Source organism: Halomonas sp. BN3-1, from assembly GCF_003056325.1.
GTDB lineage: Bacteria > Pseudomonadota > Gammaproteobacteria > Pseudomonadales > Halomonadaceae > Halomonas > Halomonas litopenaei.
Genome location: NZ_PYVV01000001.1, coordinates 623,658 through 640,811, shown reverse-complemented (window position 1 = coordinate 640,811; position 17,154 = coordinate 623,658). Strand labels below are relative to the sequence as shown.

At 63.6% G+C, this 17,154-nt stretch carries 16 protein-coding genes; 6 read left to right on the top strand and 10 right to left on the bottom strand.

The genetic code is table 11. The annotated features are described in order from the left end of the window. Positions 1–18: 18 nt before the first annotated feature. The 5 genes from C9F12_RS02595 to C9F12_RS23015 form a co-directional block, all read right to left on the bottom strand. A complete protein-coding gene (locus C9F12_RS02595) occupies positions 19–948 on the bottom strand; it encodes an SMP-30/gluconolactonase/LRE family protein (RefSeq protein WP_162816371.1) in 930 nt (309 codons plus the stop codon). Between the two features lie 91 nt (positions 949–1,039). Then, positions 1,040–2,767 carry an L-arabinonate dehydratase gene (gene araD, locus C9F12_RS02590; RefSeq protein WP_108447865.1) on the bottom strand — a complete coding sequence of 576 codons (1,728 nt, stop codon included), beginning with the start codon at positions 2,765–2,767 and terminating at the stop codon, positions 1,040–1,042. 129 nt (positions 2,768–2,896) lie between these two features. Next, entirely contained in the window at positions 2,897–4,150 is a 1,254-nt protein-coding gene (locus tag C9F12_RS02585; RefSeq protein ID WP_240184144.1) for a Gfo/Idh/MocA family oxidoreductase, read from the bottom strand. Between the two features lie 660 nt (positions 4,151–4,810). Next, positions 4,811–5,842, bottom strand: coding sequence for a LacI family DNA-binding transcriptional regulator (locus C9F12_RS02580; protein ID WP_108447864.1), 1,032 nt, complete (start codon positions 5,840–5,842; stop codon positions 4,811–4,813). 307 nt (positions 5,843–6,149) lie between these two features. Further along, a complete protein-coding gene (locus C9F12_RS23015; RefSeq protein ID WP_275886746.1) occupies positions 6,150–6,272 on the bottom strand; it encodes a hypothetical protein in 123 nt (40 codons plus the stop codon). A 92-nt stretch (positions 6,273–6,364) separates the two neighbouring features. Here C9F12_RS23015 and C9F12_RS02575 point away from each other — a divergent pair, with 92 nt between their 5' ends. Continuing rightward, positions 6,365–7,630 (top strand): beta-propeller fold lactonase family protein, encoded by a 1,266-nt coding sequence (locus C9F12_RS02575; protein WP_083970645.1) that lies wholly within the window; start codon positions 6,365–6,367, stop codon positions 7,628–7,630. Positions 7,631–7,799: 169 nt separating this feature from the next. On the opposite strand, the gene C9F12_RS02570 is transcribed toward C9F12_RS02575, so the two are convergent. Both C9F12_RS02570 and C9F12_RS02565 read right to left on the bottom strand, forming a co-directional pair. Next, a complete protein-coding gene (locus tag C9F12_RS02570; RefSeq protein ID WP_240184156.1) occupies positions 7,800–8,867 on the bottom strand; it encodes a DUF2955 domain-containing protein in 1,068 nt (355 codons plus the stop codon). Between the two features lie 73 nt (positions 8,868–8,940). After that, positions 8,941–10,002, bottom strand: coding sequence for an HlyD family secretion protein (locus C9F12_RS02565; protein WP_108447862.1), 1,062 nt, complete (start codon positions 10,000–10,002; stop codon positions 8,941–8,943). Between the two features lie 279 nt (positions 10,003–10,281). Here C9F12_RS02565 and C9F12_RS02560 point away from each other — a divergent pair, with 279 nt between their 5' ends. After that, positions 10,282–11,901, top strand: coding sequence for a glucan biosynthesis protein D (locus C9F12_RS02560; protein ID WP_108447861.1), 1,620 nt, complete (start codon positions 10,282–10,284; stop codon positions 11,899–11,901). A gap of 95 nt (positions 11,902–11,996) precedes the next feature. On the opposite strand, the gene C9F12_RS02555 is transcribed toward C9F12_RS02560, so the two are convergent. Together C9F12_RS02555 and C9F12_RS02550 are read right to left on the bottom strand one after the other, a co-directional pair. Next, a complete protein-coding gene (locus tag C9F12_RS02555; RefSeq protein WP_108447860.1) occupies positions 11,997–12,272 on the bottom strand; it encodes a type II toxin-antitoxin system RelE/ParE family toxin in 276 nt (91 codons plus the stop codon). Then, positions 12,269–12,466: a stability determinant gene (locus C9F12_RS02550; protein WP_108447859.1), complete on the bottom strand. Its 198-nt coding sequence runs from the start codon at positions 12,464–12,466 to the stop codon at positions 12,269–12,271. Before C9F12_RS02550 ends, C9F12_RS02555 begins: the two co-directional genes overlap by 4 nt. A gap of 324 nt (positions 12,467–12,790) precedes the next feature. Between C9F12_RS02550 and C9F12_RS02545 the strand changes: the two genes are divergently transcribed. The 4 genes from C9F12_RS02545 (at position 12,791) to C9F12_RS02530 (ending at position 16,011) form a co-directional block, all read left to right on the top strand. Continuing rightward, positions 12,791–13,828 (top strand): TRAP transporter substrate-binding protein, encoded by a 1,038-nt coding sequence (locus C9F12_RS02545; RefSeq protein ID WP_108447858.1) that lies wholly within the window; start codon positions 12,791–12,793, stop codon positions 13,826–13,828. Next, entirely contained in the window at positions 13,829–14,329 is a 501-nt protein-coding gene (locus C9F12_RS02540) for a TRAP transporter small permease (protein WP_240184143.1), read from the top strand. Beyond that, positions 14,326–15,579, top strand: a complete 1,254-nt coding sequence (locus C9F12_RS02535; RefSeq protein ID WP_108133744.1) for a TRAP transporter large permease — start codon at positions 14,326–14,328, stop codon at positions 15,577–15,579. The genes C9F12_RS02540 and C9F12_RS02535 overlap by 4 nt, the downstream gene beginning before the upstream one ends. Before the next feature lie 162 nt (positions 15,580–15,741). Beyond that, positions 15,742–16,011 carry a hypothetical protein gene (locus tag C9F12_RS02530; RefSeq protein ID WP_345840255.1) on the top strand — a complete coding sequence of 90 codons (270 nt, stop codon included), beginning with the start codon at positions 15,742–15,744 and terminating at the stop codon, positions 16,009–16,011. Between the two features lie 57 nt (positions 16,012–16,068). Here C9F12_RS02530 and C9F12_RS02525 read toward each other — a convergent pair whose 3' ends face one another. Further along, positions 16,069–17,109 carry a LacI family DNA-binding transcriptional regulator gene (locus tag C9F12_RS02525; protein ID WP_108447857.1) on the bottom strand — a complete coding sequence of 347 codons (1,041 nt, stop codon included), beginning with the start codon at positions 17,107–17,109 and terminating at the stop codon, positions 16,069–16,071. Positions 17,110–17,154: the final 45 nt, after the last annotated feature.

Here is a 17,154-nt window from a genome sequence, read left to right as displayed (position 1 = left end):
TTCTGCTCCGTAAAGGGCTCACAAGGATGCCGGAGGGGAAGGCGGCGCCGGCTCGGCGTGCCGGCTCACGCCGCCGAAGGTCGAGACCGGCACACCCGGTACCTCGACCTCCAGCGCAAGGACGCTGCCTGACAGCGGGAACGCCGCCAGATCGGCCTCGGACAGTCCCTTGCGCAGGGTGGTGACAAACAGGGTCTTCATGTCCGGGCCGCCAAAGCACGGCATGGTCGGCCCCGTGCATGGCAGCGATACCTGTCGCGCCAGACGCCCGCGATCGTCCCAGTAGTTGAGCACGCCGCCGAACACACCGGCGCTCCAGTACCCACCTGCGACGTCGGTGGCGCCACCGTCGGGACGTCCGTGCACGGCGGGATCGGTCACCGCCATGACCCGGGGCGCCCCCATGGCGCCGCTCTCCAGGCAATAGTCGGCGACATAGAGGGTGTCGCGGCGCGTATCGCTGAAGTAGAGACGGCGGCCGTCGGCGCTCCAGGCCAATCCGTTGGCAACGATGAATCCCTGGTGCAGACGTGTGGTCTCGCCCGAACGGGACACGCTGTACAGAGAACCAAGCGGGCGCGACCTGCACTGCTCGTCCATGGTCCCCACCAGCAGACGCCCGTCGGGGCCTACCTTGCCGTCATTGAAGCGCGTGCCGGCCAGCGGCTCGCCGGGAGGACAGCAGAGAAATTCAAGCGCCCCGCTTGACGGTTCGAAAAGGTGAATGCCCGAGCGCATCGCCACCACCAGGCGGCCATCGTCGCAACGACCAAAGGAGCCCAGGGTTTCCGGCAACACCCAGCGCTGGCGATGACCATCCGCAAGCCGCCAGGACTCGATCGCCGGGGCGTAGAGGTCGGCCCACAGCAGGCACCCCGTCTCGGCGTCCCAGACCGGCGATTCGCCGAGCTCGGCACGACTTTCGATCAGCACTTCGACGCTGGTCATATCCCCTGCTCCCCTGTTGGCAACGCCACCGGCCACGCCGGGCAATGTACCGGACGACGTACCGGGCGACGTAAAGAACGCTGTCCCATGCTCAGTAGATGTCCGGCTCTGGAATGCTGCCGGGCGCCCCTTTGGCGAAGTCGAAGTCGCAGCCTTCATCCGCCTGGGTCACGTGCGCCTTGTACAGCGCGGCATAGCCATGCGGATGGCGATCTGCCGGCGGCTGCCAGTCTTCCAGGCGACGGCGGATCTCCGCCTCCTCGACCAGCAGGTCCAGGCGCCGATTGGGCACGTCCACCGAGATGATGTCTCCGGTCCTGACCACCGCCAGGGGGCCGCCGACCGCCGACTCCGGCGTCACGTGCAGGATGCAGCTTCCGTAGCTGGTGCCGCTCATGCGGGAGTCCGAGATGCGCAACATGTCACGCACCCCCTGCTTGAGCAGCTTGCCGGGGATCGGCATCATCCCCCACTCCGGCATGCCAGGGCCGCCCACCGGCCCGCCGTTCTTGAGCACAATGACGCTGTCGGCCGTCACCGGGAGATCCTCGTCGTCGATGTGTGCCTTGAGCTCGGCGATGGTCTCGAACACGAAGGCCGGCCCCTGGTGAACATGCAGCCGCGGATCGGCCGCGGTCGGCTTGATGATGGCGCCCTTGGGCGCCAGACTGCCGCTGAGCACGGCGGTCCCACCGGAACTGTTGACCGGCTCCTCAAGCGAGTGAATGACCTCCGGTCGCCAGACCCTTGCCCCCTCGATATTGTCGCCGAGGCGGCGGCCTGTGACGGTCATGGCATCGAGCGCCAGCTCCTCGCCAATCGTCGACATCAGCGCCGGCAGTCCCCCGGCATAGAAGAAGTCCTCCATCAGAAACTCACCGGATGGCTTGAGGTTCAGCACCAGAGGCACGCGTCGCGATATCTCGTTGAAGCGCTCCATCGGCAGGTGAATACCGAGGCGCCCCGCCATGGCGACGAGATGAATGATGGCGTTGGTGGAACCACCGATCGCCATGTCCACGGCGATGGCATTGTCAAAGGATGCCTCGCTCATCACGTCGGTGGGCTTGAGGTCTTCCCACACCATGTCCACCGCCCGCTTGCCGCTGGCGAAGCACATCCGTGAATGGTTGGCATCCACCGCCGGGATGCTCGAGGCTCCCGGCAGGCTCATGCCCAGGGCCTCGCCGATCGACATCAGGGTGGCAGCGGTCCCCATCGTCATGCAGGTCCCCGCCGATCGGGCGATACCGTTCTCAATGTCGTTCCAGTCGGCCTGGGTGATGTTGCCGATGCGGCGCTCGTCCCAGTACTTCCAGACATCGGTACCGCTGCCCAGCACCTGCCCGCGAAAGTTTCCGCGCAGCATGGCACCGGCCGGTACGTAGATGGTCGGCAGGTTCATCGAAATGGCGCCCATCAGCACGCCAGGGGTGGTCTTGTCACAGCCACCCATGACCACGGCGCCATCCACCGGGTAGCTTCTCAACAGCTCTTCCACTTCCATGGCCAGCATGTTGCGATACATCATGGCGCTGGGCTTCATCAGCTGTTCGCCCAACGACATCGCCGGCAATTCCACCGCAAAGCCCCCGGCGGCGGTAATCCCGCGCTTGATATCCTTGACCCGCTCGGGAAAGTGGGAGTGGCAGGTATTGAGATCATTCCAGGTATTGATGATGGCGATTACCGGCTTGCCGACGAACTCCTCATCCCAATAGCCCATCTGCTTCACTCGGGAACGATGTCCGAATGAACGAAGGTCATCCCGCTTGAACCAGCGATTACTGCGCAGATCATCCACATTTTTCGCGTGCATGGGGTTCTCCTGAGCCGCACTTCAGCCTCTCCACTTTGGCCGTCCTGCCGGTTATTGTTGTGTCACCACCGCCATCCCGTACGGGGCGGCGTTACATCCAGCCCCTGATGGGGTATCGAAGCCAAATGCCTAGGGGGATGTTGCTGGCATCGCCACCCACTCCCCATTGGCATTGGTCGATGCCAAGGCTGTCGCCACGAACTCCACCCCGCGCACCCCCGCACGGAGGTCCGGATACCAGTACGCCAGGGGGTCGGCTGCTCTGGTCCCATGACGCGCGGCATCAATCACCTCGAACAGGTCGCTGTACAGGCTGGCAAAGGCTTCTCGGTAGCCCTCCGGGTGACCAAAGGCCACACTCGATACCCGCCGGGAGGCCGGGTGCAATCCTGGCGCGCCCTTGGACAACCATTGAGGGGCGTCGTCCAGGCGTCGGAACAGCAGCTTGTCGGGATTTTCCTGGTGCCATTCGAGGCCGCCCTTGCTGCCGAAAACACGAAAGCAAAGGCCATGCTCGGCGCCGGCAGCCGCCTGGGTGATCCACATCATGCCCCTGGCGCCATTGGTGTACCGCAGCATCAGGTTGGCGTTGTCATGGGCCGTGCGCTCGGGCACCACGGCGACCACATCGGCGCTGACTTCACTGGTACTGAGCCCCGAAACGTACTCCAGCATGTGGAAGGCATGGGTGGCGATGTCACCCAGGATCAACGATTCGCCCGCGACGGCGGCTTGCATATGCCAGTCTTCTCCCGCCACTTCGGCATCGCTCATCCTGGCCAGATGACCCTGGACGTAGTCGCACTGGAGCTGTCGAATCTCGCCCAGTTCCCCCGCCTCGATCATGGCCCTGGCCTGACGCACCATGGGGTAGCCGGTGTAGCCGTAGGCCACACAGAAGCATCGCTCGCCTCGTTTCGCCAAGGCTTCGAGTGCCCGCGCTTGCGCCAGGCTGTTGGTCAGCGGCTTTTCACACACCACGTGAAAGCCCAGCTCCAGCGCCAGCCTTGCCAGCGCAAAGTGCGAGTCATTGGGGGTCAGGATGGCGACGACCTCGGCGCCGTCCTCACGGGCGGCTTCCTCGCGCAACAGCGTCTCGCCGTCGCAGTAGCCACGCGCAACGCCCAGCTGACGTGCCTGTTGTAGCGAACGGTCGGCGTTCGACGACAGCGCCGCTGCCACCAGCTGGTAGCGCCCATCCATTTGCGCCGCCGCCCGGTGAACCTGACCGATAAACGAGGCAACGCCACCACCGATCATCGCCAGCCGTAGCGGACGGGCCGCCACGGCTTCGCCGGATGCCTGTGGCGAGGCTTGCCCTGACATCGGCAAGGAAGATTGGGCTGAGGTATCGCAGGCGTCGGACATCGGTCGCTGTGTCATGTGTTGAACCTTTTCAAGAACCTTTACCGAAAGCCTTTATCGAGCGCCGTTATCGCTTAACTTTATCGATCAACTTTATCGATGCTGAATGGCAGACACTCGAGCCTTGGAGCTTGGAGTGGACGACACCTGGTATCGATGGAACTGGTAACGGCGCCCTCCTTCATGTCGACCGAGGCTAGCGCATCAAAAACGCATTTGAAAACGTTTTCATAGCGTTTTATACCAAGGATTAATTCACGAAAAACTCATCGTATCGCCTCGTTTATCCTTGATTAATACGGACCAGACCAAGAGATCTCTTACATAACAAAGAAATCTCTTCGAAGAATATTGCGATTACATTTACGCCTGGATAAGCGATACCCAGATACGAGGTCCCCAATATCGTCGACGCGGAGCGTGCAACACACTCCCCTCACCGCCACATGATTCGGCGCGAGCATCCATTGCGTACAGGCTGAGGGCTCACCGCCGAGACACCGCCCTGCTCAGTGGCGGCAAAAAGGAGAGTTCATGAAATGACGGGATTGGCTGCAACTACCAGAAGCGAGAAAAAGCGAAGACCTTACTCAGAGATATCGCCAACTAATCAAGTCATCGACGTACACTCGATCAGCCATCCCGCCTGCCCACGGACAACCGGGAAAGACGGCATCCTCAGGTGATGCGACGGGTCGTGCTGCGCTGGACAATATGACAGGGCAACAGGACGCGATCGGCTGACACGGCGGGCCGCTGCACACGCTCGAAAAGCCCCGCCACCGTCCGTTCCACCATGTCGCTGAACGGCTGACGAATGGTCGTCAGGTCAAACGACCGACTGGAGGCAAACTGAATATCATCGATGCCGACCACGCCGACGTCGTCGGGGACCCTTAACGAAAAGTCATGGCGGATCGCATCCAGCCCACCACAGGCCATGATGTCATCGAAGTAGAAGATGCTGTCGGGCATACCGGGGGTGCTGTTCAGCAGCTCGCAGGTGGCCGCGTAGCCTGCCTCGTAACTGTGCCTCAGGCCTTCGGCATGGCCATGCAGACGCTGTCCACGCTGCTCGAGTCGCTGCGAGAAACCACGCAGGCGATCCTGGGTGGCCTGCTCGTTGGAAGAGGCTCCGACATAGGCCGGTCGACAGTAGCCGCTGTCCAGGAGGTGATCGGCCGCCATCCGCCCCATCTCCTCGTCATCACAGGTCACCACCAGAGCGCCGGAATCCGGCGCATCGCGCCCGAAGACCGCCACCGGGGTCCTGTGCTGCTCGCAGGCTTCGACCAGTTCGGTAGGCACCGAGGCGGACGTCACGATCAGCGCATCCACGTGATACTCCATCACCAGGGAGACGGCCTCCTCGATGCTCTTGGCGGTATTCACGTTGATCAACAAGGTGTGGCAGTTGTAGCGCTGAATGGCGGAAGAAAACTCGCTGAGAATGGCGAGATAGGCAGGGTTCTCGAAGTTGGTGACGAGGATGCCGATCAGACTGGAGCGCGACTTGATGCCACGCGCCAGGCGGTTCGGCTTATAGCCAAGACTGTCTGCCACCGCCAGGATTCTGCTGCGCATCTCGGGGGAGCTGCTGCCGTTGGGATTCATGGCGCGTGACACGGCCGCGATCGACACTCTGGCCTCGCGCGCCACGTCGGTGATGGTGACGCGCCCCGACGGCGACCGGTCGCTCGTTTTCGTCATGCGGTCTACTCCTTTGCGAGCTCGCTTCCTCGGATCACCCAACCGCGGCGCCTTCAGGCCCCTCGCGACATTCTACAGCGTCTCGAGCGTCGCACACCGTCGCCGAACTGCGCACCGTCTCGTTGCACTGGCGAATCCCTTGATGGACACCTTGGCTCGCCTTGAATACCAGCAGCCTGGCTTGCCAGCAGAAAATACGATTGTTGCACGCGCGTTTGACGACAGTCACCTGCATCATTGCGGCGCAATCTTGCCTAAGCTTTATCTCAACAACGATTCTTTAAAGCACAGTTTCTGCTAGATGCTCTCACTCCGGCAACTTCAACGATGGCAATTGAATGACGTGCACGCTGATCCCGGCGACGCCGTCGAGGCCATGGCGCGAGCCAGCTGACCAGGGCTCCTTGCCCAGGGTGGTGTAAGGACTCACCGGCGAGCACCTACGTAAACCACGACTAGCCTGAATGCCTGGATCTGCCGGCATCGCGGCACAAGAAAAGCAAAAACTGACCAAGGTACGCTATGAAAAATCCAGTCTTGATGGGCCTCGTCCTGCTTTCGGTTTCCCTGCCTGCCATGGCCAGGGACGTGACGGGTGGTGTCTACGTCGCCACCAACAACGCCGACGAGAACTCGCTGATCGCCTGGCGCCAGTTTGACGATGGCACCCTGGAAAAGGTCGGCGAGTACACCACCGGCGGCACGGGCAACGGCATGGATGGCGGCCTCGACCCGCTCGGTTCGGCCTACGGCGTGTGGCGTTCGGCAGACAACCGCAACGTACTGGTGGCCAACGTCGGCGACGGCACCCTGTCGTCGCTTCACGTCGAAGACGACCTGACGCTGACGCTCAACAATGTGGTGGATGCCGGCGGCGCCAAACCCAAGGCCATCGACGGCCATGGCGACATCGTCTACGTCGCCAGCACCGATGGTGCCAACGATGAGCCGGGGGTGATCAAGGGCTTTACCATCGATGGCGATGGCAACCTGACCGAGATCCCCGACTCCGTTCGGCCGCTGGATGATTCTCCGGTCAGCATGGAGTTCACCGAGGACGGCAAGTACCTGACGCTTGTCGGCTTTCTTACCGGCATGGTGCATGTCTATGCGGTGGACGACGAAGGCCTCCTGTCGCAGGAGCCGATCTCGAGCCTCGAGTCGCCGCATCTGAGCGAGGAGCGCTTCTTCGCCCTGCCCATCGGCACCAAGCTGGTCACTCGCCCGGACGGTCACAGTACCCTGCTGGTGACCGAAACCCGCTATATCACCCAGGGCTACCAGTTCCACCCGTCATCCGAGGAATCGAAGGCCAAGTATCCCTTCCTGCAGGAATACGAGGGCCAGACCGGCTCCATGTCGTCCTACGACATCGACGAGAACGGCAAGCTGACCCTAGTGTCGGCGGATGTGATGACTGGCGACGACATCTGGGGTGGCGAGCAGGCCGCCTGCTGGGTCACCACCTCGGAGGACGGCAAGTACGCCTGGACCACCAACTCCCATACCTCGAGCCTGTCGACCTTCAGCGTCGATCCCGAGGACGGCAGCATCGCTCTGCTGGAAGAAGCCGCCTACCGCGCCGAGGATTACAACGAGTATTTCGCCGACATGGACCTGAGCGCCGACGGCAACTACGTCAACATCATCAGCGGCAACACCGGCAAGACCTGGGTATTCGAGATCCAGCACGACGACGGCAGCCTGAGCGTGGTCGATGCCTATCCGGGCAGTGCCGAAGTCCACTCCTACGGGCTGGTGACCATCCCGCTGCCCCAGGGCGGCTAGGCGACTTTTCGGACAAGGACTAGGGGGCGGCGACCAGAGCAGAAAGCTATGCCACAAAGCTTCGCCAGGAAGCTGACCAAAATCGCCAGATCAGCCGGGTAGGTAAAGTAGCTAAAATGGGGGCCGTGCTGACACGGCCCCCTTCTCTGTTGCAAGCAGCATAAAAAACTCAACTCGTGCGCGGTGCTTCCCGGCTCGAGGCCGCAGGCCATAGATCCAGCAGCCGATGCAGTACCGCCATCACCGCCAGGGTGACCAGCAGTGCCACGCACATCGAGCTGAACCGATAGACGGCGTCGACGACCAGATCCTGATCGGGTCTCAGGTACTGGCCAAACAGGATACCCAGGGTCGTCAGCCCGCCGAAGCCGATGCCGGAGCCGGCGTTCTCGATGACGTGCTCCCGTGCGAACAGCAAAAGACCGATGGCATAGGCCAGCAGCACCAGCAGCAGATGGTCGCTCTTGGTGAACAGCACCAGTTGCAGCACCAGTGCCAGGTTGCAGCCCAACAGAGTGCCGATGGCACGACGCCAGGCCGACATCCGGGCGCCATGGTAGCCGAGGGCAAACAGGATCAGGATGGTCGCCATCTGCGCGGACAGGGAGTCGCGCAGATCGAGCAATTGAAACACCAGAAAGGACAGGGTCGCGGTCAGCGCCCCGATCAACGCCTGATGGCGCTTCAGCGCCGCCGTCTTGGCCTGACGTGGTGGCGGCTGTCGCGGCGTGACATCGGGAAACAGCCAGTGCATCAGGGCGGCGATGGCCACCGCCAGAAGACTCGCCACGCTGTTGCTGGCCAGCAGGTCGAACAGGTCGAGGTCGGGGTAGCTGGCGAAATGCAGCATGATGCTCAGGGTCAGCACGCCGTTGGCGCCGAATACGAACAACGGCCCCCTGGCCATCAGCGTGAAGCGTCCCAGGAACATCAGGAACACCAGTCCCGTCATCACCACCGGCAGATGCTGGGTCAACCCCACCACCAGGCTGATCTCGACCACATTGAGGCAGGCGTTACCCAGGAACTGGCGCACCACATGGGCGTTGAACACCGGAATGATCCCGAGCAGAAACATCGGAAAGACGGTGAAGAAGACACCATAGTTCCAGTGCATCAGCTGGCTGATCAGAAAGCCCAGCCAGGCCCCCACCGCGATACGCAGACACTGGCGCAAGCCGTTGTCGCTGAGCTTCGAGGCCTTCGGTTGCTGCTGCCCTGACGACGCCCGTGGCAGCTTGGTAGACGACGCCCATGGCAGCTTGGTAAACAACGCCCGTGGCCGCTTGGTAAACGACGCCGGTAGCCGGTTAATAAACATAATGCAGCCAGGACATCAGCCGAATCTGCAGCGCCCCCAGCGGATGGGCCAGCGGGTGCTCCCCGGGAAACAGCTGCACCGTGGCGCGGGAGCCGGTGGGAAGACTCGTCGGTGCGTCCCCGGCCAGCGAAAGGTGCAGGCGAAGGCGCTGGGCATCGCGCAGCCAGCGGTCGGTGGTGGGGATGTCGGCCAGGTTACCGTCGGCGCTGATCTGTCCGTCGTAGACCCCAGCGTCGCGCTTCTCTACCCGGGCGGCAAAGACCTGGCCGGGCATGGCATCGAACACCACGCGGGCCTCGTCGCCGGCGGCGACCTTGCGCAGGCTCTTCTCGCGGAAATCCGCGATCAGTTCGACCTCATCGGTGATCAGCGCCAGCGCTGGCTGTCCCTGGGTGGCGTAGTCACCCACCTCGAGTTGCAGGTTGCTCAGCGTGCCGGAATGCTGGGCCCGCACCAGGGTGTGGTCGAGATCGAGCTCGGCCTGCTCCAGGGCGTTGCGGGCCTGACGCAAACGCAAGTTGGCCTCCCCTTCGGCACCCAGTTCGGCCTCCAGGCGCGCCACTTCGGCCTCGGCGGACTTGACCTCGGCCTGGGCCTGACGGTCGGTGGCTACCAGGCCATCGAGGCGCTGGCGCGAGATGCTGTTCTGGCTGATCAAGCGCTCGCCTCGCCGGCGCTCCTGGGCGCTCTCCTGGGCCCTGGCGCGGGCCGCTTCGAGGGCGGCGCGGGCTGATGCGATGCTGGCGCTCAGGGTCGCATTCTGCTGACGCGCCGCCTCCCGTTCCAGTCGCGCCTGCTCAAGCGCCAGCTCGAAGGGTGCGGGGTCAATACGAAACAGCGGATCACCCGCCTCGACATGGTCGTTATTGCTGACGTGGACCCGCTCGACGGGGCCGCTGACTTCCGGGGCGATACGCACCACCGGGCGCATGACCCGCGCCTCCGGGGTCATCGGCATGTAGGTATCTGCCACCACAAAATAGGCAAACATCAGGACGAACATGCCCAAGGCCAGGCGAACGATCCACCTGAAGCGCTGGTCGGGGGTCATGGTATTCCTCTTGGTTACACGACGGGCTGACTTGACGGGCTCACGTGACGGAGCCGCTCGGTATTTGACGAAGGCGTCCCCCGTCGACCGGCCGCGTAGACTAGCACTTTGTTAGCCTGTTAACAATCTTGCGACCCTTCATGCACACTTCATGCACCCTCCCTGAACCTTTGCTGATTCGGGCAGTCGTACCCTTCGACGTGCTCGACCAGGCGTAGCGGCTGCTTACCCAGGCAGTCGCCCGACACCCGACATGCTCGACCCACAAGGATGATGGATATGCAGCGACGTGACTTCCTCAAGGCGGCCACCGCCCTCAGCGCCTACGCCCTGCCAATCTCCCCGCTGCTGGCCGCGCTGGACCAGCGGCTCATGACCACCGGAGAAAAGGTCTCCTTCGACTACGCCTGGCTGAAGGGCTTCGCCCGCCATCTGTCAGGGCAACCTCACCAGGGCCACGAAGGTGAACTGCCCGACCAGCTCAAGTCCCTTTCCTGGGACGACTACCAGGCCATCGGCTACCGCGCCGACCATGCTCTGTGGAGCAACAGCGACGCGCCCTATACGGCCCAGCTGTTTCACCTGGGTCGTGGCTTCACCACCCCGGTCAGGATCTACCAGGTCAGCCAGGGACAGGCGCAGGAACTGGCCTACGACCCGGCGCTATTCAACTTTTCCAACGCCGATGGGGATAGCGTGGTCGATACCGATACGCTGTCCGAACGCCTCGGCTTCGCCGGCTTCCGCCTGCACCATCATCAGGACCCCAAGCGCGATATCGCCTCCTTCCTGGGCGCCAGCTACTTCCGTGCGGTCAGTCAGAGCATGCAGTACGGCATGTCGGCCAGGGGCCTGGCTATCGACACCGCCGGCAGCGAACCCGAGGAATTCCCCGATTTCACCCGCTTCTGGCTCGAACAGCCCGAGGGTGAAGACAAGGTCATCGTCTACGCCCTGCTCGAGTCGGAGAGCACCACCGGGGCCTACCGCTTCGATATTCGTCGCGACGTCGAAGGCGTGGTCATGGACGTGGCCGCCACCCTCTATCCGCGCAAGACGATCGAGCGTCTGGGCATCGCGCCACTGACCAGCATGTACCTGGTCGGCGAGAACGATCGTGACGTCAACTATGACTGGCGCCCGGAGATCCATGACTCGGATGGGCTATCGATCCACACCGAAAGTGGCGAATGGCTGTGGCGCCCGCTGGTGAACCCACCCCAGCTTCGCTACAACGCCTATTCCGCCACCAATGTTCAGGGCTTCGGCCTGGCCCAGCGCGACCACGACTTCGACCACTACCAGGACGATGGCGTCTACTACGATCGCCGACCCAGCGTGTGGGTCGAACCTACCGAGGGCTGGGGCGAAGGCAGCGTGGATCTGGTGGAGCTGCCTGCCAAGGACGAAACCTTCGACAATATCGTGGCCTACTGGCAACCCAAGGCCCCGGTGGAGGCCGGCCAGGAGCTGCGCTACGCCTATCGTCTGAGCTGGTACGGCCTGCCGCCACAGCAACCCAGCCTGTCGCGCTGCGTGGCGACCCGTACCGGACTGGGTGGCGTCGTCGGCCAACGTCGCGAGTACTTCAGCTGGCGCTTCGCGGTGGACTTCCGCGGCGGCCCCTTCCCCTTCGATGACGCAAGCGAGGTCGAGGTGGAGCCGGTCATCGAGACCAGCGCCGGGCGTATCGAGATCACCTCGGCCCGACCGCTGGACGCCATCCAGGGCTACCGGGCCATGTTCGATGTGGTGCCTCCGGACGAGGGCACCGAGCCGATCAATCTGCGCCTGTATCTGCGCGATAGCGAAGGCAAGCCGCTGTCGGAGACCTGGATCTACCAGTGGACGCCGCCTCCCGGCGATGAGCGCGAGCTGCATAACCCCGATCACTTGTAATCGCCCCCCCCCCACCGATGATGCGGGGCGTCGCAAGGGCGCCCCGCATCCCTAGACACGAGCTGGCCACGCCTTGTTACCGGGCGGTGAAAAGGTCAGGGATAATTCTGGCGAGCGTGAACCACTGCGGTAACTTCGATGCGATCCGTTACCTGATAGATCACGATAAAGTTGGGGTGGACCACTATCTCCCGTGTGCCGGGAACCCGCCCTGCTTGATGGAGGAAAGGGTGCTCGGCAACCGAGGTAACAGCAGATTCGAGTCTACTGCGAAGTCGCAGAGCCGCCTGGGGATCACGTTCTGCAATGTAGCTGATCACTTCCAGCAAATCGGCAACAGCGCCGTCGTGCCAATGGATTGGCAGACTCACGCCTCTTCGCCACCGCGTCGCTTACTCGCATCGTTGATGATGGTGTCGACCTTGGCCATGACCTGATCATGAGACATTCCCTGGCCTGGATGATCGATGCTGCGCTGAACCTTTTCACGCAACCAGCGATCATGGCTCTCCGCCTGCTCCTGCGTCTCGAACTCGGAAATTATCGGATCCAGCTTGGTGGTCATGAGGTTTCTCCTTCAGACTCCCTAGTCTAGCGGACGTCCTGGCGTTTGACACTGGTCCTCGGCAAGGCCATGGCATCAAAGAGATCACTGCTAGCGACAACCCCGGCGTCCGTTTCGGCATTAGTCTGCCACGCTCCATTTTTTCCTTCCTGTCTCCCCCCCCTCAACCCAGCCGAATTGACCGCGTGGCGCCGCTTCCGGCATGATCGTGGCTGCTAGATCACTCCAACCTCTCAACAAAAACAAGGCGCTAGGCGGCCACCATCGTAAAGTGACGGCCCGCCGAGAAGACGCCATTTCGCTGAACACCACCAAGGAACCCCCATGACACGCCACATCGCGCCCCGTCCCCTGGCCCTGACCACCCTGGCCGCCGGCATCGCTCTGTCCACTGCTCTTGCCACGTCCGCCGCCCAGGCCAACGACTTCGCCGACATGGACCCGGTCAAGCTGCGCCTGGCCCACGTGGTCAACGAGCAGGACGGCTTCCATATCGCCGCTACCAAGTTCGAGGAACTGGTCGAAGCCCGTACCGACGGCAAGGTCGACGTCGAGATCTTCCCCAACGCCACCCTGGGTGATGAGCGCACCCTGCTCGAGGGCATGCAGATCGGCACCGTCGACATGGGCGTGATCACCAACGGCCCGGTGGCCAACTTCGTCGAGCCCATGGCGGTATTCGAACTGCCGTTCCTGTTCGCCTCGCCCGAGGAGGCCTACTCGGTACTCGACGGCCCCATCGGCCAGGAACTGCTCGACAGGCTGGCCGACGTCAACCTCAAGGGCCTGGCCTACGCCGAGCGCGGTTTCCGCAACCTGACCAACTCCGAGCGCCCGGTGGCAAGCCCCGAGGACATCGACGGCCTGCGCATCCGCGTCATGGAAAACCCGGTCTACGTCGACACCTTCCGCGAACTCGGCGCCAATGCCGTGCCGATGGCCTGGACCGAGGCGCTGACCGCCATGCAGCAGGGCACCATCGACGGCCAGGAAAACCCGATCAACGTGATCCACTCGTTCAAGCTCAACGAGACGCAGGACTACATGACGCTGTCGCGTCACACCTACGCCCCGGCGATCTTCGTGATGGGCATGCCGTCCTGGCAGAAGCTGCCCGAGGCTGCCCAGGAGGTCGTCGAGGCCGCCGCCCAGGAAGCCGCCGAGTACGAGCGCGAGCAGAACGCCGCCATGGCCGAACAGCAGCTTGCCGAACTCAAGGATGCCGGCATGCAGATCGAGGAGTCCCCCGACATCGCCGCCTTCCAGGACGCCGTCGCTCCGGTCTACGAGACCTACGGCGAGCAGTTCGGCGACTACCTGCCGCGTATCCAGGAAGCGCTTAAGTCCGGGGAGTCCAAGTAAGTGCTGTCCCTGCTCGAACGCCTTGAGCGGGGACTCGACGCCGTGACACGCCCGGTGGTGTTCGCCGCCATGGCGGCGTTGATCGGCGTCATCTCCCTGCAGATCATCTCCCGGGTGGCCTTCACCGCGGTGGGCTGGACCGAAGAGGTCGCACGCTTTCTGCTGGTCTGGATCACCTTCCTGGCCGCTACCCTGGCCTACCGCGCCGGCCGTCATATCGCCGTGACCTTCGTGGTCGACGCCCTGCCCGGCCTTGGTGGACGAATCGCCAGGATCATCGCCCACCTGGTGGTGCTGGCCTTTCTGCTGGCGCTGATCGTCATCGGCTGGAACTACATGCAGTTGCAGAGTTTCCAGAAGTCGGCGTCACTACGCCTGTCGATGACCTGGGTCTACGCGGTGATGCCGCTGGCGGGCGCCTTGATGGCCTTCACCACCCTGGTGGCGATCGTGCGAGAGCTCACCGGCCAGACGCCGGCGAGCCCGCAGGAGGTGGCGTGATGCTGTTGCTGTTCATCTCCTTCGTGGTGCTGATGCTGATCGGCGTGCCCATCGCCTTTACCATCGGCGCCAGCACCCTGGCGACGCTGGTGGTCCAGGGCACACCGCTCGCGGTGGTGCCCCAGCAGATGTTCCAGGGCATCAACACCTTCGCCCTGGTCGCGGTGCCGATGTTTATCCTCACCGGAGACCTCATGGCCCAGGGCGCGGTCAGCCGCAAGCTGGTCGACTTCGCCGACAGCCTGTTCGGCTTTCTCAAGGGCGGGCTTTCGCTGGTGTCGGTACTGGCCGGGATGTTCTTTGCCGCCATCTCCGGCTCCGGTGCGGCCACCACCGCTGCGGTGGGCTCGAGCCTGGTGCCGGAACTCAAGCGCAAGGGCTATGACCCGGCCTCCGCCGCTAGCCTGATCGCCGCCAGCGGCACCATCGGCGTGGTGATCCCACCCTCGGTGCCGATGATCATCTACGCGGTCATCGCCCAGGAGTCGGTGTCGGACCTGTTTCTGGCGGGCTTTCTGCCGGGGCTGGCCATGGGTCTTGGCCTCGGTGCCATCGCCCTGGTCCAGGCCCACCGTCGCCAGTACCCCCACGGCAGCCCGCTGTCGCTGGCGACCATCTGGCGGACCCTGCGTGCAGCAAGCTGGGGGCTGATGACGCCGGTCATCATCCTCGGCGGGATCTTCTCGGGGGTGTTCACCCCCAGCGAGGCGGCGGTGGTGGCGGTGGTCTACGCCCTGCTGGTATCGCTGTTCGTCTATCGCGACCTGACCTATCGGGACGTCTACGCCGTGATGATCCGCTCGGCGATCACCACCTCGGTGATCATGCTGGTGATCGCCACCTCGGCGGTGCTGAGCTGGACATTGTCCAGCGCCCAGGTGCCGGCCCAGATCGCCCAGTCGGTGCTGTCGCTGTCCACCGATCCCTACGTCATCCTGCTGCTGGTGGTGGCGGTGATCCTGCTGACCGGGGTGTTCATCGAGACCGCCAGCGCCCTGATCATCCTGACCCCGGTATTGCTGCCGCTGGTGACCCAGCTCGGCATCGACCCGGTGCACTTTGGCCTGATCATCGTGGTGGGGCTGGCGATCGGCATGATCACACCCCCGGTGGCGATCAACCTGTACGTGGCCTCTTCGGTGACCCAGCTGCCGCTCGAGCGTATCACCCGTGCCATCCTGCCCTACCTGCTGGGGCTGATCGGCGTGCTTTTGCTGGTGGTCTACGTGCCCCTGTGGCTATCGTCCTGACGCCGGAGGCTAAAGAGCCTATTTAGCGCCAACCAGCGAGCCGCGGATGCTGTCATCAGCATCCGCGGTTTTTTCTTTGCTGCCACAGCGCCATACTGGCGATGGACCGCTTCATCGGCGACTCCTTCGCAGCTTCACCGTACCCTGACATCCGGAGCCCTCATGTCCCTTCGCCTGCCTGTCGTTGCCCGTCCCGGCCTTCGCGCCTTCCTGCACCAAGCAAGGATCGGCCTGCCCAGCCGCGCAATGATCACCGCCATGATCGCCGCCCTGCTGCTGGCAAGCCTTACCGGCTGCACCACCTACACCTACGATGACGGACACAAGGAGACGGTCTGGGGCGTTCCCCCGGTGGATGAGCACAAGACCGAACAGGAGCGCCAGAACGAAGGCGTCAAGTATCGTGAACCGGGCGTTATCCCTGAAGAATGATCGCCCGACGAGCCTTCATTCAGGGACGGTAGAGGCGGCGCCCGATTCCGCTGACGCTCAGGTGCTGCCGCCCTTCACCAGGGTGAATCCCAGATCGCGGATTGGCCGTTCCGGGGTCTTGCCGGACAGACGCTCGAGCAGCAGTTCCGCCGCCTGGGTGCCCATCTCGCTGCGGGCCACCGCCAGGGTGGTCAGCTTCGGCGTCAGGTGCTCCGCCAGCGGCAACCCCAGATAGCCACCCACCGCCAGCTCCTCGGGAATCCTGATGCCCTGGCGGCTTGCCGCCAGCAGCACGCCGCTGGCGACGATATCGTTGGAGCAGTGGATGGCGTCCGGTCGCGGTGTCATCGCCATCACATCCTCCAGCGCTCGTACGCCGACCTCGTAGGACGCCGGCTCGTGGTACTCCAGCACCCCGCCACAGGCCGCGCCCGCCTCCTCCAGCGCCCGCTGGTGTCCCTCCAGGCGTTGTGCCGCCCGGTAGTCATGGCCCAGGTGAGAGCCGACGAAGGCGATACGCCGATAGCCCTGCTCAAGCAGATGGGATGCCATAGCGTGACCCAAGGCGACGCCGTCCACCCCCACGTTCATGTCGATGGGGTCGTCGCCCACCTCCATGATTTCTACCACCGGGCGTCCCCAGTCCCTGAGTCGCGAGATCACCCGGGGCCGGTGGCGTAGACCGGTCAGGATCACCCCGGACGGCGAATAGCCGAGCACCGTATCGACCAGACTGGCCTCGCGGTCCAGATCCCAGTCGGTGGTGGCCAGCAGCATCTGATAGCCCGCCGCCTCCAGTCGCTTCTGGATGGCGTCGATGACCTCGATAAAGGTCAGGATGGCCAGCGACGGCACGATCACCGGGATCACCCGGGTGCCCGCTGCGGCAAGCCCCCCGGCGATCAGGTTGGGTACATAGCCAAGCGCCTCCACCGCCGCGTCGACACGCTGCTTGACCTCGGCGGAGACTCGCCCCGGCGTATTCAGCGCCCGCGATACGGTGATCGGCGCGACCCCGGCCTGGCGGGCCACGTCGGCCAGGGTCACTCGGCCCTTGCCCCGGTGGCGCTTGCGTGAGCGAATTTCCTGGCTGTCCATTGGCGTCCTTCCTCGAAGATTCCTTTGGCCACAGTGTAACCCAAG